Genomic DNA, 19555 nt, shown 5'->3' on the forward strand with positions numbered 1-19555 from the left:
AACCATGAACGAGTTGCAAGCAGAAATAAGCCAAGCGATTCAGGCTAATGCCGCAGTCGATGCGATTTATCTGTACGGCTCCCGTGCCAAGAATACCGCCCGGCCGGATAGCGATTGGGACATTGCGGTCATTTTCAGCGATTACGAAACCGATCCGCTGGAACGGGCGGTGCGACCGCAAATGCTGGAAGCCGAAGTCGAACGCGAGTTAAAACGCTACAATCAAATCAGCATCGTCGATCTGGAAACCGCGCCGGCCTTGCTGCAAGTTGGTATCTTGCAGTCGGCTGTCAAATGGTACGACCGCAACGTGCCGCATGTCAGACGCATTGAGCAAAGCATCTGGTCGAAATGGGAAAAGGATTATGAGAGATATTGCTTATGAACAGGCGCTGATGCGCCACCGCCGCAAAATGCTGCGTATTCTGGACGAGTACGGCCAGGAAAATACCAACACCTGGACCGAGCGCGACCTGCTGGCGATACAGCGCGCATTACAGGTCTATATCGAAGCCTTCATTGGCATGGCGCGTTATGTCGTCCAGCAAAAATACCAGCTGACAGTCAGCCAATCGCGCGAAGCGTTGGACGAATTGAAAAGCCACGGCGATTTGCCGGCCGATCAGCATGCCGAGCTGATGAAAATCCTCGGTTTCCGCAACGTGCTGGTGCACGACTACCTAGACCTCAACGACGGCATCGTGCAAGCCATAGTCACCAAAAAGCAGTATGCGATTTTGGAGGAATGGATGGTGCTTTGGCAGGGGGAATTGGATGAATGTGGGCCAGAATGCCCCAATGGGAATAAGTGAGCCGATAGGCGGTTCAGGCGCTCCCAAAGGAACCGCTAACAATTAGCTTTATTCTTTGGCAGCGTCCGACCCTAAGGCGACATTCACCACCTTGTTTATCAGTCGTCTAGTTAAGATCCAATTCCAGACATTCAGATTATTCTTACTGAGAAAATTCATAAAACGATTTTCATCTTAGTCATGTCGATCATGGATGTATTTTGGTGATTTAGGGGGTTATGTTTACGAACCACCCTCGCTACTTGGGGCTAATCCTTACCAGTTTTATAAAGATCACGTCTTTAATATTAGCTGTATAGTTACCCTTCAAAATATATATCTACAGCAAATAAATTGAGGTTCTCATGTATTACGTTGTCACAACAGATAAATCATTTGACCACGCATCGGCCGACCTTGAGTTAGCCGTTAAAAATCATGGCTACGGGGTGTTGCATGTTCACGACTTGGGAGGAACGCTACGCAGCAAAGGCTTAGCGTTTGATAACGAATGCAAGATTTTTGAAGTCTGCAATCCGAGTCAGGCCGCAAAAGTATTGTCCATCGACATGCGCCTGAACATGGCCTTGCCTTGCCGTATTTCGGTGTTCACCGAGCAAGGTAAGGTCAAGATTGGGCTGATCAAACCAGCACAGATGCTTTCGACACTCTCCCAGGACAAGGCATTAGCTGAAGTAGCCAAAGAAGTTGAAGAAAAAACCATGCAGATGGTTGACGAGGCGAAGTGAGTATTGTCCACATGAACGACTTTATCAGTAGGATTGGGCGAAATTGGCACCTCTGAAAATATAGTCGCCAGTTTCCAGCGAGCATATGGGCAGTCTTGAAAGTGGTCGCCATTGATTGACAGCCGGCGACTCTGCTGCCGAAGTTACTACTATAGCTCTGGCCTATTTCAAATACGGGACATTTCTATGACGCCCATACAGACACCTTTCATATTCCTCTAACTTTTGTATTGATCGAACATGAATCGCACACTCGTTAATATAATCATCGATCTGGTTGCGGCACTACTGTTTTTGGGGATGATCGCAACGGGATATTTGTTACGTTTTCCCTTGCCGCCAGGTAGTAATAAGACCCTCACATTATGGGGTTTAGGTCGGCATCAATGGGGCGATATTCATTTCTGGATCAGCTTGGGGCTTCTAACTGTGCTGATAATTCATCTGGCTCTCCATTGGAATTGGATTGTCACGGTGATCGGTAAGCGTTGTAACCTCATAAAAACCTCGCAACCTTCGTTACTACGTAGCGCGATTTGGACCCTTGGTGTATTTACAGTGTTATGTATCGCGTTCGGCTGGCTTGCGCAGAGGGATGTTAAAGCATTACATCAGTCCATTTGTTCATCTGTGTCTGGTAAGGATCAAATCAACACACAAGATCATGATCTACATACTGATGAACCAAGCACACCTCAAGCTAATACCCTGGGCTGGGACGATGTATATCCGATTTTTGCAACAAACTGTCTCGATTGCCACGGTCCGCAGAAAAACTTAGCCGGTTTTCGAGTCGACCGTTTAGAAGATTTCTTCAAAAATAACGGTCACGCATCTTTAGTTACGCCAGGACAGAGCAGCCAAAGTCCTCTGATTGCTATCATTTCAGGGAAGCGAGCCAACATGGCAATGGCTGAAAGCCATAAACTTTCTGAGACAGAAGTGTCTCTTATCACAACCTGGATTGACCAAGGGGCGAAATAACAAGCAGAGACCCTCGATTCCGCTAACGCTGCATCAAGGTTACGCAAGACCAGCTCCGGTCGTGCAATCGTAAACACTATCTGGCGGCTATCCATTCCACTGCGGTCACTGAAGCAAATAGCCTCGATGTAATCGAGGGATCGAAGGCCCAATCCCTCGATTTCGCTAGCGCTGCATCGAGGCTACAGAAGCTCCATTCGATGGCCACTGATTAGACGTGCAATTGGCTGACAACTGTCGGATAAAATAAAGCGAGAAATCCACCCAATTGACTTTGCACGGTGATTTAATCGCCCTTAAACCGCACATAAAGAGGTTTTCTTCCCATAATGTCCCACCGCATCGGTATCATCTCCGACACCCACAGCTTGCTCCGCCCTGAAGCGCTGGCGATTTTGCAAGGCTGCGAGCGTATTATCCACGCCGGCGACGTCGGCAAGCCTGAGGTATTAAAACAGCTAAATGAATTGGCGCCGGTAACGGCGGTACGCGGTAACAACGATAAAGGCGCTTGGGCCGAGGAGTTGCCGGTCAGCGCCAGCATTACGGTAGGACAAGTTTCAATTTACCTGATCCACGATCTGGCCGAGCTGCCCGTCGATCCGGTCGCGGCCGGGATTCGCGTCGTCATCTCTGGCCATTCGCATAAACCATCGATTCAAGAGCGCCACGGGGTGTTGTATCTCAACCCCGGCAGTGCCGGTCCGCGCCGTTTCAAATTGCCGGTTACCGTTGCCGAGCTGGTCATCAATAACGCAAAAGTCGAAGCGAGAATCGTCGAGTTGGGGGTTTGAAACTGTTTACACTAATCTGTTATCTTTCGCGGCTACGATATCCTGTAGCCGCAAAACTCGCGCCCTTTACCGATTATTTAACATTCAAGATTGATCCATGAGTTTCGACTTTAACGCTTACCTAAACCGCATCGGCATAGACAAACCCCAGCCCACGCTCGCCGGCCTGAGCCAATTGCAGCAGGCGCAACTCGGCGCTATTCCGTTTGAAAACATCAATCCGCTGTTGGGCTTGGTGCCTGATTTGGAAACGGCGGCGTTGATGGAAAAGATCGTCGCCAGTCGGCGCGGCGGTTACTGTTTCGAATTGAACGGCTTATTTTCCCAGGCCCTGGATGAATTGGGATTTGCCTATCAGCCGATTATGGCCCGGGTGCGGATGGGCCGCAGCGAGGGCGGACCGCGTCTGCATTTGGCGTTTATTGTGGAGGCTGAAGGCGACTCCTGGCTGGTCGATGCCGGCTTCGGCGGCCCCAGCCATTATCGGCCGCTTCGTCTGAGTACCGAGCAGGAGCAAAGCCAGGACCACAATCAGTTTCGGCTGCGCCATGAAACGGCATCGGGAGAAACCGTGCTGGAGCGACTGCAAAACGGCGAGTGGTTTGCCTTGTATAGTTTCGATCGCTCCAAGGTGCAACGCTGCGACCTGGACGCGGCCAACCTGGTATGCACAACCTGGGATCAATCGCTGCTGTCGCAAAATTTGTTGGTCTGCCGCAATACCGTCGAGGGCTGGGTGCAATTGTTTAATACCAATTTTTCGAGATACCAAGCGGGTGAGCAAATCAGTCATTCAGTCGAAAGCAGGGCGCATTTAAGCGATTTGCTGAGCGGACAGTTTGATATCGAACTTGATAATCAGCAGTTGCGTCGGCTCGCCGAACGCTTAGATTTAAGCAGTTAGCAATAGATTGCCTGATTATCAGGATGCTTCAGCTGAATTCCTCGCGTATCGTCTGCAGTTTGCTTTGGGTTTCATTGGGGATGAACTAAATTTTGTTGATCGCCTATCGGGGTGAACGGGGGAACTGTATGAACGATATTTGTGTTGCAAAAGAAAAGCCAAGAATTCTGATCGTCGATGATGTTCACGAAAACCTGCATACCTTGCTCAATATTTTACGGCAAGATTATGCGGTGATGGCCGCTACGTCAGGTGAGAAAGCGCTTGAGATAGCCCGGCGCGCGCCGGCGCCGGATTTGATTTTGCTGGATATAAAAATGCCGGGAATGGACGGATATCAAGTGTTGCAATATCTGCGTAGCGAGCCGTCAACGGCTGAAATTCCGGTAATTTTTGTCACTGCGGCGGCCGAAGCCGGCGACGATGCCAAGGGAATGGCATTGGGCGCCAACGACTATTTACTCAAGCCAGTGATGCCCGAGCTACTTTTGGTGCGAGTTAGACTGCATTTGGAGCTGGTTACCTATCGGAAACGCTACGGCAGACTATAATCGTTCCGGTCAATTGGCAACGCTGGTCTAACTCTTTCCCTGGACGATGAACAAAGACAAATCCCTATCGCTCAATCCTAGGCCGACTATTTTGGTGGTAGATGATCTTCCCGAAAATATCCACGGTTTACTCGAAGCACTAAAGGATGATTACGGCATCATGGTCGCGACGGATGGCATGCGCGCGGTGGAGTTGGCGCAAGGCCCCACGCCACCTGATTTGGTGTTGCTGGACGTCAGAATGCCCGGCATGGATGGTTACGAGGTTTGTCGGCGGCTCAAGAGCAATCCTAGAACTTCCGGGATACCCATCCTCTTTGTGACGATAGTCGAAGCGTCCATCGAAAAAATTCGCGGTTTTTCCATGGGCGCCGCCGATTTCATTACCAAGCCGTTCGATATTGATGAAGTAAGGGCCAGGGTCAAAACGCATCTGGAACTTAGCCGCTTACGCCGCGCTCTGGAAGGCAGGGTCAAACGTCTGAACGAATACCGGCATGCCATGGATGTCTCCAATATCGTATTCCGGACCGATCCGCATGGCGTGATCACCTTTGTAAACGATGCCTTTGTCCAGACCTACGGCTACACCCGCGAGGAGGTGATTGGCAAAACCAGTCGGATTCTCAAAGATCCCGACGCGGCTCCGGGTCTGCATAGGGAGTTATGGAATACGATTCTAGGCGGAGCAATCTGGCGCGGCACCTACAGCAACCTGACTAAAAGCGGCGAGGTGATTTATATCAACAACACCATCGTGCCTATCCTCGACACCGACGGCGCGATTCGGGAGTTTATATCCACCAGCGTGAATGTCACCCATTTGATCAAACAGGAAGAGTTGATTCGGGAACAGACCACTGACGCTTTAACCGGCTTGCCTAATCGAGTGAAATTGATGCAGGACCTGGCAAACGCCGGTCCGTCGATATTGGGCATGATCAATATCGATCAATTCAAAGCCATCAATGATTTTTACGGCTTGCGCAACGGCGATAAAGTCTTGTTGGAAATTGGCGAGCGTTTGCAAAAAATGAGCGGCGCCGATGCGCAGGCTTATCGCATCGGCGGCGATTTGTTTGCGTTACTCTCAAAAAACGGTGGTGATCCGGGCAGTTTCGAACAATTGATAGATCGGATTATCAAGCATTTGGAATCGGAAGCGATCGATTGCGGTGAAGACAAGATTAATATCCGCGTGACGGCCGGCATCTGTTCAGGTGCCGACAATCCTTATACGCATGCGGCGCTGGCGTTGGAGCGAGCCAGAATCGAACGTCGGGATTATTTGATTTATACCGATCAGATGCAGATCAAATCGCATTACAAGGACAACATCCACTGGAGCCAGAAGATTCGCAGTGCCTTGGCCGACGGTCGTATCGTACCTTTTTATCAACCCATCATCGACAATCGCAGCGGCAAAATCGTCAAATACGAAGCGCTGATGCGGATGATAGACGAAGACGGCAATGTGATTCCGCCCAGCTTTCTCGGGGTCGCAAAACGTACCCGGCAATATACCGCCTTGACTCGCACCATGATCGAACAAGTCGTGCAAGCCTTGCCCGACTCGGAGGAGGAGATGAGTATCAACCTAACGGTCGAGGATATTATCGATGCCAATACTGTGAGCTTCATTGCCGAAAAACTCTCTCTGCCCGGCGTCGGTTCGCGCATTGTGTTGGAGATCACCGAATCCGAAGGTATCGAAAGTTATGAGGAAGTGCGCGAGTTTGTCAATCGAATGAAAGGCTATGGCTGTCATTTTGCGATTGACGATTTCGGCAGCGGTTATTCCAATTTCGTGCATCTATTGCGTTTAAAGATCGATTATTTAAAGATCGACGGCTCCATCATCATGAATATTATCGACAATCCCGATTCCGAAGTGATTGCCCGCGTCATCGTCGATGCCGCGCGGCGATTGGGCATGTGCACCATTGCCGAGTTCGTGGGTAGTGCGGAGATACAAGCCAAGGTAGTGGAGTTGGGTATCGATTTCTCGCAAGGTTTTTATCTAGGCAAGCCGGCACCTCAACCGTTGGCGATGCCCGGCAATGATTGAGCCCATACCTTACTTGGCTGCGTCATGAGCAAGGCAAATCCAGGCAATGTCGATGTCAAAGCAGGCGCGGAGTTATAGCGTGCGACAGGCTTTCGTTGTCCGTGGTGAGCGGCTTACTGGACTTAATCGACGGTTCCTAAGGTTTATATTTCGTCGGCAATCAATTGCTGCCGGCGTGCTGCTGGCAATAATTAGAGTTAGTAACCCGGCGCATGCCGACATCAGTGCGGCGACGATTCGCGGTCAAGTCGCGCTTGGGGGATCCGACAGCCAGGCGGGCGCGCAAATAATCGTCACCAGCCTGGAGCGGGGTTTTTCCACGCGGACCTTTTCCCGAGCCGATGGCTCTTATGTGCTGATGGCTTTAAAACCGGGCCGTTACCAGCTCAAAGTGTTGGCGCCTGACGGACAGCAAAATAGCCAGGAGCTGACGCTGCAAGTCGGGCAAGTGGCCGTGGTGGACATTGCGCTAGGCGCTGACGAGAGTGTTGCCGAGCACGTGAGCGAAGGCAATTCGGCGGAATTGGCGACTTATTTAACCCCCGAGCAAATGCAGCGCCTGCCGCAGGTAAACCGCAATTTTTTAAATTATGCCGACCTCGCACCGGGTGTGAATGTGGTCACCGATGAGAACGGTAGCACCCGTTTGCAAAGCGGTGGGCAGCGGCCGGATAGCGTTAATTTGTTTATCGATGGCGTCAGTCAGAAAAACTATGTGGTGAGAGGCGGGGTGGCCGGCCAGGATTCCAGTCGCGGCAATGTGTTTCCGGAGTCGGCCGTTGCCGAATATAAGGTTATCAGCCAGAACTATAAAGCCGAGTATGATCAGGTCGGCGGCGCGGCGATTTCGGTGCAGACCAAATCCGGCGGCAACACCTTTCACGGTGAAACCTTTTACGACCACACCAATCAGGATTTGCGCAGCGTCACGCCCAGCGAGCAACTCGCCGGCGGCAAGCGCGATACCGAGCAAGCCCAGTTCGGTGTGACCTTGAGCGGGCCGATTGTCAGGGACGTGGCGCATTTTTTCATGGCATATGAACGTAAACTCAACGACGATTACGCCAATGTCAGCAGCGGTGACGGTTCCCGCTTACCCGAGCCGTATCAAGCGCAGCTAGGCAGCGTGAATCGGCCGTTTGCGGCGGATTTGTTTTTCGGCAAGGTGGATTGGGCGCTTAACGATAGCAATTTGATTGAAGTGTCTTTTAAGTTGCGTGACGAAACCGAAACCCTCGGTATTGGCGGTCAAAACGCCGAGTCTTATGCGTTGGCAAAGGGTAATAGCGAAAAGCGTCTGGACTTTAAATATCAATACAGCGCGGAACATTGGGTCAACGAAGCGCGCTTTACCTATGAAGATGCCAGTTGGCGGCAACTGCCGGCCACGCAAAGCGCAGGTTTGCTGTTGCGTCGCCTGGACGGCAGTCTGAGTGGGGGTAATTTGAGTAGCCGGAGTGTGCTGAATAGCGGCGGCACCACCAATTACCAGGATAAGGGGCAGAGCGGACCGGGTTTTCAGGACGATCTAACCTTCAGCGGTTTGGATTGGCATGGCACCCATGTCGTAAAATTGGGCGCTAAAGTAAAACAGATAGAGCTTGGCGCGGTGGAGCGCGATCCTTATAACCCGCAGTTTGGATTAAATTTAAACAATCCTGCCGGCAATCCGTATCAAGTACGCTGGGCAACGCCGTTGAGCGGAGGCAGCGACGGTTCCGCCCACTCTGACGTGACGCAATTTGGCGCGTATCTACAAGACGATTGGAATCCCAATCGGCATCTGAGCGTGAACTTGGGTGTCCGCTGGGATTACGAATACAACCCCGGCTATCTGAATCATGTCACACCCGGCGATGTCAGCAGCGCGCTACGCAACTGGCGCAACCTTCAAAACGCCAATGCCGGTTACGACATCGAAAACTACCTTAGCAACGGCGGCAATCGAACTGCTGACAGCAACAATATTGCCCCCAGACTCGGTCTTGCATACGACCTTTTTGCAGATCGGCGGCATGTGTTGTTCGGCGGCTACGCCAAAGCCTACGACCGCAATATTTACGACGTGCTGCAACTGGAACGGACCAAGGGCAGTTATCCTAGTTTTAGCGTGAATTTTCAGGGCGACCCCAATTACGATTGCGTTGCCGGCGTGGATTGCATTGCCTGGAACCCCGAGTATCTAAACTATACACCGGCGCAATTGTCTGCGCTGACCGGTGCAAGTGTTGGCAGCAGCAGGGAAATCAATTTGATGCGCAACGATTTGCGCACACCCTATGCCGACCAGTTCAATATCGGCATGCGCAATCGTATCGGCGACTGGCATACCGAGATCAGCTTATCGCACGTACACAGTTACAACGGTTTGGTCGGTTTGCTGGGCGGCCGCAATGCCGACGGCAGTTTTTACGCAGCCGGATCCGGGTTCGGCGGCACCTTTCAGGCTGTGCCTGGGTTTGGGCAATTGATCTTGTTCGATAATGGCGTACAGACCAAAACCAATTCGGTGTTTGTTAAAGCCGAAAAACCTTACAGCAAGGACAGCGGTTGGGGTATGACTTTTGCCTACACCTATACCGATTCCGAAGAAAACAAACCGCAATCCTTCGTCGATAACAGCAGTTATTTGTTCGAGCATCCCAATACCCATACCAACGGCTGGCTGGATACCGCCGGGGTTCGTAAACATAAGCTGGTGACGACCGCCAGCGTCGATTTGCCATGGGATTTGATTTTTTCCACCAAACTGACGCTGGCTACGCCCGACAACCGCTCCGGCATCAACTGTACCAGCGGTGCCTGCCGTTTCGATACCTTTACGCCGCCGGGTAGCGATTTTATTTTTCCGGGGCAGTGGTGGGGGTACAAACAAGTCGATATTGCGCTGATCAAAAGCTTCGATACGCCGCACGATACCCGCATGAAGCTACGTTTGGATGTATTGAATTTATTCGATTTTAAAAATTATGCGGCCTTTAACAGCGACTTTGCCTCGCCGAATTTAGGTACGCCGCTTACCGTGCTGGCCGGACCGGGTTTGACGGTGAAATTGACCGCCCGCCTGGAGTTTTGATGCCGGGTAAGTTAGCGCGCGTGGGCTTATTTTTGTGGGCGTTGCTCAGCAGTCTCGGCCCGGCCGCCGCGGCCGACGATGCGCTGAATGCTAAAACCAAGGCCAATTATTTGTTCAATTTCACCAAGTTTGTGGAATGGCCGGCGCTGATGAACGATACGCTGCATGTCTGCATTGTCGGCGCCGAGCCTATCGTGAACCTGCTTAGCGACTTGGCCAGCCGGGACACCAAGGGGCATTTACTGCAAATCTGGTCGGGCATAGACGACCCGCAGGTTTGCCAGATTTTGTATATCGACCATGACGCGCCGGAGTTGCAAGCCTTGACGCACCAGGTGCGCGGCAATCAGATACTGACGGTTAGCGATGCCGAGGGGTTTGCCGGCCGGGGCGGCTGTATTGGTTTTTACAGCGAAAACGGCCAAATCAAGCTGGAAATCAATCCCGACGCCGTGCGCAGTGCGCAATTAAAAGTCAACGCCTTGTTGATGGAAATCGCCCGTATCGTCCGTTAATTCGATCCAGAACACCATGACAAACCAGGCTGAATTTAAACGCGATCTGACTATTAAAACCAAGCTGGTGCTGATCATGCTGGCAACCAGCATCTTGTCGCTGCTGTTGGCGGGGGCCGGGTTTATTGCCCAGGAACACATGCGGGTGAAAGAGGATATGGGCCGGGATTTGAGTTCTCTGGCCCGCATCATCGCCAGTCGCAGTACCGTGGCCTTGTCCTTCAATGACAGCGCTGTCGCCAACGCGACGTTGGCAGCCTTAAGTGTCAAGGAGAGCGTGGTATCGGCCTGTATTTACGATAGCGCCAATCAGCTGTTTGCGCTTTACGAACCCGGCTTGGCCTGTCCGCTGCACCATCCCGAGCCTTCGGCTAGCGAACGGCCGCTATTCGACGATGCATATTGCACTGTCAGCGAAACGATAGCCTTGGATGGCCGGACCTTGGGAAGGGTATGGATAGCCTCCAGTTTGGCGGAGCTGGATTCCTTGTGGCGGGATTTTTTGGCCGCTGCGACGGGTATTGTCATGATGTCCGGTCTGTTTGCCTTGCTATTGGCGTCCAGTTTGCAGCAAGTGGTGTCCGGTCCGCTGGTCAGGTTGAAAAAAACCGTCGAGACTATCAATAGTGAAAAGAACTACACCTTGCGCGCCGTGCAAGAAAGCGACGACGAACTAGGGGCGCTGATTCAAGCCTTTAATACCATGATTGCCACTATCGAAACCCGCGATAGTGAACTGTTGGCTTTGAATTGGCAGCTCGCCGAAAACGAAAAACTATTGGCCAGTATCAATGAAGGTCTGGAAGAACGCGTGGCCGCCCGCACCGCCGAGTTGGCGGACAGTAACGCCAAACTGGCACATAACAGCGTGATGCTGGCAACGGTGCTGGATAGCATGTCGCAGGGCTTGATTGCCTTTGACAGCAATTTAAAATTATTGGTTTGGAATAAAAAGCTCAGCGAGGTGCGCGGCTATCCGGAAAGTATGCTGGCAGTGGGCAGAGACCATGCCGATTTTATGCAGTTCGACTTGACGAATCCGCAGCTGCGTTTTCGAAATCCCGATGCCGAACTCAGGCAGTTGTTGGATGAAATAAGACGGTTTCAGCCGCACAATTTTACTCGGCAACGACTGGACAATCGAGTCATCGAGGTCAGCGGCGGGCCGATAGCCGATGGCGGTTTCGTCAGTACCTACGAAGATGTGACCTTGCGCAAACAGGCCGAGCTAGCGTTGAAAGAAGCCAGGGACGCCGCCCAGTCGGCAACCCAAACTAAAAGCCAGTTCCTGGCGAATATGTCGCACGAGATCCGCACCCCGATGAACGGCGTGCTGGGTATGTTGCATCTGGCCTTACAGACTGAACTGACGGCATCGCAGCGCAATTATTTGGCAAAAGCGCACAGTTCCGCGCGCACCTTGTTGGGGATTCTCAACGATATTCTGGATTTTTCCAAAATCGAGGCCGGTAAATTAGCGCTGGAAGAAACCGAATTTCGCTTCGATAGCGTGGTGGAACAATTGGCCGATATGATCGGTTACCAAGCCGGCTTGAAAGGCATCGAGTTCCTGATCCGTCACGACCCGCAAATTCCGCCGGTATTGTTGGGCGATCCCTTGCGTTTCGGCCAGGTGTTGACCAATCTGTGCGGCAACGCGCTTAAATTCACCGAAGCCGGCGAATTGGAACTGGCTTTCCATTGCCTAGCCAAGACCGATAGCACTATCGATTTGCGGATTTCGGTGCGGGACACCGGCATCGGTATGTCGGAAGACGATCAGAAAAAACTGTTTCGAGAGTTTACCCAAGCCGATCAGGGCACCAGTCGGCGCTTTGGCGGTACTGGTTTGGGTTTGGCTATCTGTAAAACCCTGGTGGAAATGATGGGTGGCCGGATCTGGATCGAGCAGTCGCAACTGGGTCAGGGCACAACCTTTTGTTTTACCGTGCGCTTGGGTGTTGCTACGGACACCTTGCTGCATCAAGACGCGCTGGAGCAAAGCATAGGCGTATTGCTAGCCGAGGTGCGGGTATTGGTGGTGGATGACAACGAGGCTTCCAGGGAAATCATCAGCGATATGTTGCGGCCGTTTCAGTTGCGGGTGAGCTGTTCGGCCAGTGCCGCCGGGGCGCTGAGCGCTTTGCGGGACATGCCGGCCAGTCAGCCTTTCGATGTGGTGTTGATGGACTGGAAAATGCCGGGCATGAACGGCGATGAAGCGATCAGGCAGATTCGTGCCGACACCAGCCTGGTGCCGCAGCCCAAGATCATCATGGTGACGGCTTACGGTAGCGAAGATGTGATGCGTTTAGCGGGCCGGGCCGGTATCGATGGCTTTTTGATCAAGCCGGTATCGCCGTCTTCATTACTGGATGCGATTCTATCCGCACTGGGCCGTGGGCGGGTGCTTGGGGTGGTGGATAAATTCAAGCAACTGGGCGGGGCGGATATTGCCGGCATCAAACAGCTGCAAGGGATTCGCTTGTTGCTGGTGGAAGATAATGAAATCAACCGTGAGTTCGCCTGCGAATTACTGCGCAGTCACGATATTCAGGTCGATGAAGCGGTGAACGGCGAGGAAGCAGTGAGCATGGTTCGGCAACAGCACTACGACGCGGTGTTGATGGACATCCAGATGCCGGTGCTGGACGGCTTGCAAGCCACCGTCAAGATTCGGGCCTTGGCGCAATCCGAGGGTGATCAACGCTATGCCGCTATGCCCATCATCGCGATGACCGCTCATGCCATGGCCCGCGATGTCGAGAAAAGCCTGGAGGCGGGTATGAACGATCACGTCACCAAACCAATTGATCCAGACCGGCTGTTCAAAGCTTTGGCGACCTGGATTCCGCTCACTGCCGACGGCGGTCAGGGCCAGGAAGCGGCGCAGATTTATCAAGTTGCCGATTATCCGGAAGATTTACAAACCTTGACCAGCCTGGATATTGTGCAAGGTATACGCCGGATTGGCGGCAATCCGGATGCCTATCGCAAACAGCTATACCGTTTTAAAGAACACTACCCGGATGCGGTCGCCGAGATTCGCGGTTTGATCAATGCCGGCGAACTGAGGCAGGCTGAAGAGCGCTGTCATGCCTTGAAAGGCGTCAGCGGCAATCTGGGGGCGACGGATTTATTCGAAGCCGCCGCCGGTGTCGATATTGTGCTTAAGCAAAATCAAATTCCGCCCGCCGAACACTTGCAGCACATGGAAGGATTTTTGCGTAAAGTAATTGCTCAAATTCAGGCCTTGCAAACATCGGCGGACAGCCGAACGCTCGGCCCGGATCAGTCTGTGGCACCGGTTGCAGACGCCGAGATAGCGGCGGATTTGTACAAACTGTCGCAGTTGCTGGAAAGCGATCTAGGCGCGGCCGAAGCGATGTTGGAGCAATTGCAGCGCAGTATGGCCGGCCATGAATATCTGCCCTTGTTGGAGGACATCGCCAAAAAAATCGACCGGTTTGCCATCGACGAAGCACTAACGCAACTGGGCGAGTTGCGGCAAAAGTTTTAACGCCAGTCTGAACCCCGGTTTTGTCGCTTGCCGTCGTTGAAGATGCAATTTAATTTACCTGCCGAGCGTCAATATCTTACAATTCGGCAGCCCTTGGCTCACTATAATTACTTAGGAGGATCTCATGTTTAAATTTCGTATGCTGGTTTCTGCGCTAGCGCTGACTGGTTCGATGTCTGTTATGGCAGCCGATGCGCTGCCCACCACGGCGCCGGCGCCTGCCAATAACCCCACAACCCCTGAAAAGGTTGAACTTGGCAAAATGCTGTATCACGATCCGCGTCTGTCTTCCACGGGCACCGTTTCTTGCGCGTCTTGCCACAACACCATGTTGGGCGGCGAAGATAATCGGCCAAATTCCATGGGCGTGAATGGCCAAACCGGCGGCCGCAGCGCGCCAACAGTCTGGAACGCTGCATTCAATAAAGTTCAGTTCTGGGACGGCCGCGCCGACAGCCTGGAAGCGCAAGCGGCAGGTCCAGTCACCAACCCTATCGAAATGGGCATGAAAAGCTGGGATGACGTGGTCGCTCGTTTGAAAACCATCAAAGGTTATCGCCATGCTTTCGAAGTGGCCTTCGGCAGTGACTCTGATGCCATTACCAAAGACAACGCCACCAAAGCGATTGCCGCCTACGAAAGAACCTTGATCACACCCAACAGCGCTTACGACAAATATGTCAAAGGTGACAAAGACGCATTGACGGAACAACAAGAACGCGGCCTGAAAAAAGCCGTGGAACTGGGTTGCACCAGCTGCCATAGCGGACCTGCTTTCAACGGCCCTGGGGTATTCCAAAAATTCCCCGTTAACTCTAGCGGCTTTTTCGAAGCGCAATACCACTTCCAAAAAGACAAAGGCCTGGCCGAAGTCACCAAAAAGGAAAGCGACGAACACCTTTGGAAAGTCCCGACTCTGCGTAACGTGGCTTTAACCGCGCCTTACATGCATAACGGTTCGGTAAAAACCTTGGATAAAGCCGTTTGGTTAATGGCTAAATTGCAATTAAATCAAGATTTGTCTGATGCCGATGTGGCTGACATCGTTGCGTTTTTGAATGCGCTGACCGGCGAGTTCCCCGCGCAAACCATGCCGCAATTGCCAGGAACACCGGGTTCCAGCTTTAACTGAGCTTTATCAGGCAGCTAAAGGAAGGGAAGGGGCCGAAAGGCCCCTTTTTTTTGTCATGAGATTGTCTATTGTCCGGCTACTAAATATCGTCGGTCCGGCGCCTGCGGGAGTGACAGCCCCAGAAAATTTAGGGGCCAGGTTAAACGTTCCTGATTATAAAGCTGACCCAGCAACAACGTCATTCCGGCATGGATTGCCGGAATCCAGACTACATGGATGTGTTAGGCGCTTGCCATCCTTGGCTCCTGGATCTCGGCGATCCATGCCGAGATGACGATATTTGATATGGCTCAAGCATCCTTATAATCAGAATAACGTTTGTGTGCGTATTCTGTTCGGTCAGGCCAGGTTGATTGGTTTAGCCCAGGAACTGATCCGGCGGCAGATAATTAAAACCAAATGCATCGGCAATTCCTTGGCAAGTAACATTGCCGGCCACAATGTTTAGCCCTTTCAGCAAAGCCGAATTATCGCGTAGCGCTTGTTGCCAGCCCTTGTTGGCGAGTTGTAGGGCATAGGGCAGGGTGGCGTTGGTTAATGCCAGGGTCGAGGTGCGCGGTACTGCGCCGGGCATGTTGGCGACTGCATAATGCACGACATTGTCGATAACATAGATAGGATCCGCATGGGTAGTGGGATGAGTCGTTTCCACGCAGCCGCCTTGGTCTACCGCTACATCGACGATTACCGCGCCGGCTTGCATCAATTTTAAATCTTCGGCGCGGATCAGCTTGGGTGCGGCTGCCCCGGTTACGAGTACGCCACCGATAATCAGATCTGCCGTGCGGATTTGCTCAAGAATGGCATGACGGCTGGAAAACAGCAGTTGCACATTGGCGGGCAAACTATCGCTGAGTTGGCGCAGACGTTCCAGCGACAAGTCCATGACCGTGACTTGCGCACCCAAACCGGCGGCCATTTTTGCCGCCTGCGTGCCGACTACCCCGCCGCCCAAAATCAAGACCTTGGCCGGCAATACCCCCGGTACGCCGCCGAGTAACATGCCGCGGCCGCCGTAGAGTTTTTCCAGATAATGCGCGCCTTCCTGCACCGCCAGTCGGCCGGCTACTTCGGACATTGGGGTCAGCAAGGGCAATTCGCCGGACGGCAATTGCACGGTCTCATAGGCGATGCAGGTGGCGCCGGAAGCCAGATGCGCCTCGGTCAACGGCCGATTGGCGGCAAAGTGAAAATAGGTAAACAGGGTTTGGCCCGGCCGAATCCGTGACCATTCGGGTTCTATCGGCTCCTTGACCTTGATGATCATCTCCGCGGAGGCCCAAACCGGTTCCGGACCGTCTACCAGCTGTGCGCCGGCTGCCTGGTATAGCGAGTCTTCGAAGCCGGCACCAACACCCGCGCCGCTTTCCATCGTGACGCTATGGCCGGCGCTTACCAACGCGGCAACGCCGGACGGTACCACCGATACCCGGTTTTCATTAGGTTTGATTTCCTTGGGTACGCCGATTTTCATATTCACCTCTTGTGCAATATTTAATGATGCCGGTTTGATGAAAGCAATAATCAGACCGTAAGGCTTTGTCAGCCAAAAGTGCCAAACGTTCAACGGCTTACCATGACGGACCTAGTCCCATGTTGTAGCGTTTGTAGCGATTTGTTTGCCATTTTGGCGCAAAACCGCTGCTATGTCCTAGGCGAATGAATAGACTGTTGCGGGAGGGACGGACCTTAAAAATCGTCTAAGCTTAGCCCAGCGGCTTTACCAGAGAGAACATCATGACGCAGCAAACGCAAAACATCCTGATCGGCCATTTAACCGAAGTCAGAGGCGACGGTATGGATGCCCGTATTACCGAAGAACATTCGACAGCGGCGCCCATCATCAAGCTCGGCGATGAAGAAATACTGGCCGGCCATATCGGGTCCTATGTGGTGATCCGCCAATCGCATATCGGCGTGTTGGCGCTGGTGTTCAAAATGTGGGAGCGCGATCGCTTTGACGCCGCCGGCAATCGCGCGACGGACCGCTTTATTGCCTTGATCCCGGTCGGCGAGTTGAACGAAAACAATGTGTTCATTCGCGGCGTACGGCATTATCCGACACCTGGCGCGGCGGTATATGCCGTGGGACTCAGCGAGATCAACGCGATTTTTTCCAAATTCCGCGATTACGAATTTTTTATCGGGCAGTTAGCCAGTCATAAGGATTATCACCTGAGCCTGGACCCGCGCGCCTTGTTTGGCCGGCATTTTGCGATCATCGGCCAGTCCGGTTCCGGTAAATCCTGGACCGTAACCAGCTTGATCCAGCACACGATGCGGGCAATGCCGAAAACCCATATGATCATGCTGGATCTGCACGGTGAATATTGCTGGAAACGCCCGGATGGCAGCATCGAATCGGCGTTTCCGGCCGAGCAAGTCAATTACGTGGATGCAATGGACCTGGAGATGCCCTACTGGATGATGTCTTACGCCGAGCTGGTAGATTTGTTCATCGATAGAGACGACCGAGGCGCGTCGATGCAGATGTCCTTCATGCGCGAAGTGCTGCAACAATTGAAGCGCAAGGAAGCCAAAGCCATTGGCCTGGGGGTGGTTTCGATAGACACGCCGATTTATTTCTCGCTGGCGGAAATGTATATGCAATTCAAGGCCGCCAACGAGGAGCGCAAGGACTTTGGTAAAACCAAGGGCGCCTTGTTTGGCCAATTCGATGAATTTCTGGTGACGATGCAGAGCCGTTTCAATGACGTGCGTTACGACTTTTTATTGAAACCCAAAAAACGCAACAACTCGGCCAGCATGGCGGATTTACTTAGACAATTCGTCGGTCTGGGGCAAAAAAAAGCCAACATCACCGTGGTGGATCTCAGCTCCGTACCGACCGATGTGCGGCCGGCGGTGTCCGCACAAGTAGGCCGGCTGGCCTATGAGTTCAATTATTGGAATCCGCGCCGCCGCGAGTTTCCGATTACATTGATCTGCGAGGAAGCGCATGCCTACATCCCGCGCGAAAAAGGCGGGCAATTCGACGGCACCAAGAAAATGATGGAACGGATCGCCAAGGAGGGCCGTAAATACGGCGTGTCCATCGGCGTGGTCAGCCAGCGGCCCACCGAACTGTCGGAAACCATGCTAGCGCAATGCAGCTCGTTTATTTGCCTGCGCACCACTAACCCGGACGACCAGCAATACATTCGCGGCCTGGTGCCGGAGGCGGAAGGAGATTTGGCCGATATTCTCAGCTCGCTCGGTCGAGGCGAGGCGTTAGTGCTTGGAGAGGCCGCGCCGCTACCGACCCGGGTGCAAATCTACCGGCCCAATCCCGAGCCAAAAAGTAACGACGTCGATTACTACACCAGTTGGCGCGAAGGCCCGGACGATCTGGATGTGGAAGGTATAGTCGAGAATTGGCGGACGCAGAATCGGCATTGAGCGAAACCAATCACGTCGCCGGCCTAAACTTTTGCATAGAGCATGGCAGATGGCGGACCTTTGTTGCTCCGGTTTGACAGCTTCCAATATGCTGTCTAAGGTGACGTGTAAATTTTCGAATGATTACTAAAAATTGGGATTTTGAGATGTCGGATGTAAAAAAAATCGGCTTTGATACATTTATTGAGTGATGAGCCATCGCTTCCATTTTATATCAGGTCTACCCCGTTCCGGCTCTACCTTGTTGGCGGCCATATTACGGCAAAATCCAAGCCTCTATGCTGGCATGAGTAGTCCTGTAGGTGCTTTGTTTTCAGGTTTGTTGAACCAGGTCAGCGCGGGTAGCGAATGGGGGCCTGTGGTTACTGTCGAACAGCGTCGCCGCTTATTAACCGGCTTATTTGAAAATTATTACGCCGACCAATCCGACAAGACCGTTGTGTTTGATACCAACCGCCTGTGGTGCGCTAAATTACCTGCTATTCTCGATTTATTTCCCGACGCCAAGATCATCGCGTGTGTGCGCAACGTAGCTTGGATTATGGATAGCATCGAGCGTTTGTATCGCGGCAATCCTTACGAAAACACCCTGTTGTTCAATGACGATGTGGAACGCAACACGGTTTACAGCCGTGTAGACACATTAGCGCAGCGCAATCGACTGGTGGGTTTCTCCTGGTCCGCGCTTAAAGAGGCTTTTTACGGCGAACAAGCCGCGTCGTTGCTGGTGGTGGACTATGAGTTACTGGCTCAGGCGCCGGAAAAAGTTCTACCATTGATTTACCGTTTTCTGGGTGAGACGCCTTTCGAACATAACTATACCCAGGTCGAATACGATGCCCCTGAGTTTGATAATAATTTGGGATTGTCCGGCTTGCATCGCATCCGGCCGAAAGTGGCGCTGGAGCGTCGTGCAACCGTTTTACCGCCCGATTTGTTTGAACAATACGCTAATATGTGTTTTTGGCAAGATGGTCGAGATAGTCGCGCCAATGTCATTTCTGCCAAACCGGCGTAGAAGGGCAGTGCTATTAAAATGCTCGATAAATAAAATTTATATCTCATCCAATCG

At 52.5% G+C, this 19555-nt stretch carries 15 protein-coding genes; 14 read left to right on the forward strand and 1 reads right to left on the reverse strand.

The window, feature by feature from the left end; translation table 11 throughout:
- Window positions 1-4: 4 nt before the first annotated feature.
- The 12 genes from mntA (at window position 5) to A1332_RS17685 (ending at window position 15084) form a co-directional block, all read left to right on the forward strand.
- On the forward strand, window positions 5-385 hold the full coding sequence (gene mntA / locus A1332_RS17630) for a type VII toxin-antitoxin system MntA family adenylyltransferase antitoxin (RefSeq protein WP_064009749.1): 381 nt from the start codon (window positions 5-7) through the stop codon (window positions 383-385).
- On the forward strand, window positions 366-812 hold the full coding sequence (hepT, locus tag A1332_RS17635; protein ID WP_064009750.1) for a type VII toxin-antitoxin system HepT family RNase toxin: 447 nt from the start codon (window positions 366-368) through the stop codon (window positions 810-812). The genes mntA and hepT overlap by 20 nt, the downstream gene beginning before the upstream one ends.
- A gap of 344 nt (window positions 813-1156) precedes the next feature.
- Window positions 1157-1540 carry a DUF302 domain-containing protein gene (locus A1332_RS17640; protein ID WP_064009751.1) on the forward strand — a complete coding sequence of 128 codons (384 nt, stop codon included), beginning with the start codon at window positions 1157-1159 and terminating at the stop codon, window positions 1538-1540.
- A gap of 240 nt (window positions 1541-1780) precedes the next feature.
- Window positions 1781-2524: a DUF4405 domain-containing protein gene (locus tag A1332_RS17645; protein ID WP_064009752.1), complete on the forward strand. Its 744-nt coding sequence runs from the start codon at window positions 1781-1783 to the stop codon at window positions 2522-2524.
- A 329-nt stretch (window positions 2525-2853) separates the two neighbouring features.
- Entirely contained in the window at window positions 2854-3318 is a 465-nt protein-coding gene (locus A1332_RS17650) for a metallophosphoesterase family protein (protein ID WP_064009753.1), read from the forward strand.
- A gap of 97 nt (window positions 3319-3415) precedes the next feature.
- Window positions 3416-4222 carry an arylamine N-acetyltransferase family protein gene (locus A1332_RS17655; RefSeq protein WP_064009754.1) on the forward strand — a complete coding sequence of 269 codons (807 nt, stop codon included), beginning with the start codon at window positions 3416-3418 and terminating at the stop codon, window positions 4220-4222.
- 128 nt (window positions 4223-4350) lie between these two features.
- A complete protein-coding gene (locus A1332_RS17660) occupies window positions 4351-4773 on the forward strand; it encodes a response regulator (RefSeq protein WP_064009755.1) in 423 nt (140 codons plus the stop codon).
- A 46-nt stretch (window positions 4774-4819) separates the two neighbouring features.
- Window positions 4820-6841 (forward strand): EAL domain-containing protein, encoded by a 2022-nt coding sequence (locus A1332_RS17665; RefSeq protein ID WP_064009756.1) that lies wholly within the window; start codon window positions 4820-4822, stop codon window positions 6839-6841.
- 175 nt (window positions 6842-7016) lie between these two features.
- Window positions 7017-9917, forward strand: coding sequence for a TonB-dependent receptor (locus A1332_RS17670; protein WP_197491499.1), 2901 nt, complete (start codon window positions 7017-7019; stop codon window positions 9915-9917).
- Window positions 9917-10432: a YfiR family protein gene (locus A1332_RS17675; protein ID WP_064009757.1), complete on the forward strand. Its 516-nt coding sequence runs from the start codon at window positions 9917-9919 to the stop codon at window positions 10430-10432. The genes A1332_RS17670 and A1332_RS17675 overlap by 1 nt, the downstream gene beginning before the upstream one ends.
- 16 nt (window positions 10433-10448) lie before the next feature.
- Entirely contained in the window at window positions 10449-13952 is a 3504-nt protein-coding gene (locus A1332_RS17680; protein ID WP_064009758.1) for a response regulator, read from the forward strand.
- Between the two features lie 124 nt (window positions 13953-14076).
- Complete coding sequence (locus tag A1332_RS17685) at window positions 14077-15084, forward strand: cytochrome-c peroxidase (RefSeq protein ID WP_064009759.1); 1008 nt, start codon at window positions 14077-14079, stop codon at window positions 15082-15084.
- A gap of 358 nt (window positions 15085-15442) precedes the next feature.
- On the opposite strand, the gene ald is transcribed toward A1332_RS17685, so the two are convergent.
- The gene (gene ald / locus A1332_RS17690; RefSeq protein ID WP_064009793.1) at window positions 15443-16558 is read right to left on the reverse strand and encodes an alanine dehydrogenase; all 1116 of its coding nucleotides are present in this window, start codon (window positions 16556-16558) and stop codon (window positions 15443-15445) included.
- 263 nt (window positions 16559-16821) lie between these two features.
- On the opposite strand from ald, the gene A1332_RS17695 reads away from it, so the two are divergent.
- Together A1332_RS17695 and A1332_RS17700 are read left to right on the forward strand one after the other, a co-directional pair.
- Window positions 16822-18483 carry an ATP-binding protein gene (locus A1332_RS17695; RefSeq protein ID WP_064009760.1) on the forward strand — a complete coding sequence of 554 codons (1662 nt, stop codon included), beginning with the start codon at window positions 16822-16824 and terminating at the stop codon, window positions 18481-18483.
- A gap of 190 nt (window positions 18484-18673) precedes the next feature.
- Window positions 18674-19501 (forward strand): sulfotransferase family protein, encoded by an 828-nt coding sequence (locus A1332_RS17700; RefSeq protein ID WP_064009761.1) that lies wholly within the window; start codon window positions 18674-18676, stop codon window positions 19499-19501.
- Window positions 19502-19555 lie beyond the last annotated feature (54 nt).

This window comes from Methylomonas methanica (assembly GCF_001644035.1).
Classification (GTDB): Bacteria; Pseudomonadota; Gammaproteobacteria; order Methylococcales; family Methylomonadaceae; genus Methylomonas; species Methylomonas methanica_A.

Coding starts and splice junctions, on each gene's coding strand:
- mntA (WP_064009749.1), top strand. CDS start 5: ATGAACGAGTTGCAAGCAGAAATAAGCCAAGCGATTCAGGCTAATGCC.
- hepT (WP_064009750.1), top strand. CDS start 366: ATGAGAGATATTGCTTATGAACAGGCGCTGATGCGCCACCGCCGCAAA.
- A1332_RS17640 (WP_064009751.1), top strand. CDS start 1,157: ATGTATTACGTTGTCACAACAGATAAATCATTTGACCACGCATCGGCC.
- A1332_RS17645 (WP_064009752.1), top strand. CDS start 1,781: ATGAATCGCACACTCGTTAATATAATCATCGATCTGGTTGCGGCACTA.
- A1332_RS17650 (WP_064009753.1), top strand. CDS start 2,854: ATGTCCCACCGCATCGGTATCATCTCCGACACCCACAGCTTGCTCCGC.
- A1332_RS17655 (WP_064009754.1), top strand. CDS start 3,416: ATGAGTTTCGACTTTAACGCTTACCTAAACCGCATCGGCATAGACAAA.
- A1332_RS17660 (WP_064009755.1), top strand. CDS start 4,351: ATGAACGATATTTGTGTTGCAAAAGAAAAGCCAAGAATTCTGATCGTC.
- A1332_RS17665 (WP_064009756.1), top strand. CDS start 4,820: ATGAACAAAGACAAATCCCTATCGCTCAATCCTAGGCCGACTATTTTG.
- A1332_RS17675 (WP_064009757.1), top strand. CDS start 9,917: ATGCCGGGTAAGTTAGCGCGCGTGGGCTTATTTTTGTGGGCGTTGCTC.
- A1332_RS17680 (WP_064009758.1), top strand. CDS start 10,449: ATGACAAACCAGGCTGAATTTAAACGCGATCTGACTATTAAAACCAAG.
- A1332_RS17685 (WP_064009759.1), top strand. CDS start 14,077: ATGTTTAAATTTCGTATGCTGGTTTCTGCGCTAGCGCTGACTGGTTCG.
- ald (WP_064009793.1), bottom strand. CDS start 16,558: ATGAAAATCGGCGTACCCAAGGAAATCAAACCTAATGAAAACCGGGTA.
- A1332_RS17695 (WP_064009760.1), top strand. CDS start 16,822: ATGACGCAGCAAACGCAAAACATCCTGATCGGCCATTTAACCGAAGTC.
- A1332_RS17700 (WP_064009761.1), top strand. CDS start 18,674: ATGAGCCATCGCTTCCATTTTATATCAGGTCTACCCCGTTCCGGCTCT.